Source organism: Micromonospora sp. NPDC050417, from assembly GCF_044458865.1.
GTDB lineage: Bacteria > Actinomycetota > Actinomycetes > Mycobacteriales > Micromonosporaceae > Micromonospora_G.
Map to the genome: position 1 here is coordinate 1 of NZ_JBITIH010000068.1, position 1,897 is coordinate 1,897.

2 protein-coding genes and 1 pseudogene are annotated in these 1,897 nt (G+C 25.6%); 1 reads left to right on the forward strand and 2 read right to left on the reverse strand.

The annotated features are described in order from the left end of the window. Positions 1-351, reverse strand: a 351-nt coding sequence (locus ACIBF5_RS32670) for a YolD-like family protein (RefSeq protein ID WP_396816750.1), incomplete at its 3' end; no start/stop codon positions are given. Between the two features lie 308 nt (positions 352-659). Then, complete coding sequence (blaZ, locus tag ACIBF5_RS32675) at positions 660-1,505, reverse strand: penicillin-hydrolyzing class A beta-lactamase BlaZ (RefSeq protein ID WP_162159165.1); 846 nt, start codon at positions 1,503-1,505, stop codon at positions 660-662. A 106-nt stretch (positions 1,506-1,611) separates the two neighbouring features. Here blaZ and ACIBF5_RS32680 point away from each other — a divergent pair. Then, positions 1,612-1,897, forward strand: a pseudogene (locus ACIBF5_RS32680) (hypothetical protein); the annotation flags it as partial.

The following is a 1,897-nucleotide window of genomic DNA, read 5'->3' on the forward strand; positions in this document are numbered from 1 at the left end:
AAAGGAAAATGTATTACTAATTTCATCCTTTTTTAAAATTTTTCCCGTATATTTTGAAATGTTACCGTCTTCCCAATATGTGATTGTACATAACTCATCATTTCTAATTTTTACTTGGAAAATCTGATCTAAATTATCTAATGAATCATATGTTAGCAATGGTTTTTCAACTTTATCTTGATACATTATGATTTGCTCTAAAATTTCAAACTGTTTTGGGAGAGTCGCAAAAGGTTGCCATTTGATTTTTCCACGCCCTTGAGGGATTTTAGGGTTTAAATATTTTCTTGGTATTTTTCTATAATCAGTTTCATATTTATATTCATCTGGCGCATTAGGATTTGGAATCATGTTAACCACCTCATCATCATTATAGAACGTATGTTCTTATTCGGCAAGGATTATATAATTTTTTAATGTGATTAATTAATTTAAAATAAGTTATTTTCTATATGGAAAAGTTGAGTAAGATTATCGAGCATTTATAATTACAGTAACTGGAATTATGATGTTTGGTATGTTAATAGTATTTTCTCTTTTAAAAATGTGAACATAAAAAAATAGAACATATATAATAATAAATAATATATATGTTCTTCGATATTATGAAGTTTTATGAAAGATAGAATTATATCAGTTTTTGTAGTACATTTAGACTATTAAAATTTGCTTATTACATTCTTGGCGGTTTCACTTATCAATTTATCATTAGGTTTATCACTTTTATTGTCTTTATTCGTAAAAATGACTAAAATAATAGGTTCAGATTGGTTCTTAGGATAAATAAAAGCTACATCATTTCTAGAAGCATATGTTATTGCTTGACCACTTTTATCAGCAACTTTATAGTCTTTTGGAACACCATCTTTAATTAAAGTGTCTCCGTTTTTATTATTTAACATTAAATCAAGTAAGAAATTTTTATTTTTTTTGCTTAATTTTCCATTTGCGATAAGTTTATTTAAAGTCTTGCCGAAAGCAGCAGACGTTGAAGTATCTTTTTTGCTCTTTGGTGAATAGTAATTTAATTCTATTTCATATCTAACTGGATTTGTTACTTTATCTCCCAATTTTTTTAAACGTTTTTTAATTTTTTTGATTCCACCGATTTCGTTTATAATTTTATTGTTTGCTGTATTATCACTGTACTTCATTGAAGCCTCAATAAGTTCTTTTAAAGTGATATCTTTTCCTACATATTTTTCTAAAATAGGAGAATAAGCAACTATATCATCTTTGTTAATATGTACTTTTTTATTTAACTTATTATAAGGTACTTGTTCTAACAAAATAGCACTATTTATCGCTTTTGAAGTTGAAGCATAGGCAAATCTCTTATCGGCATTAAATTTTACTTCCTTACCACTTTTAGTATCTAATGCATAGACACCAATATTAGCATTATATTTTTTTTCTAAATTATTTAACTCTTTAGTATGTGAACTGGTTGAATTACATGCACTTAAAACTAAAGCAATTGCAATTAAAAGTATTAACTTTTTCAAAATATACCCTCCAATATTACATTTGTAATTTCTATGAATCAATAATATTACAATTGTAATATTGGCGTCAATAGTTTATTATAAATATTTGAAAGAAGGTGTTGAAATGGCTAAGTTATTAATAATGAGCATAGTAAGCTTTTGTTTTATATTTCTATTGTTAGTATTTTTTAGGTACATATTAAAACGCTATTTTAATTATATGTTAAATTATAAAGTTTGGTATCTAACTCTTCTTGCAGGATTAATTCCTTTCATTCCTATTAAATTCTCTCTTTTTAAATTTAATAATTTGAATAATCAAGAGCCCACAGTTGAAAGTAATTCACACAATTTGAATCCTAACATAAATACCACTAAACCTGTTCATGAGTTTACAACAGACATCCATA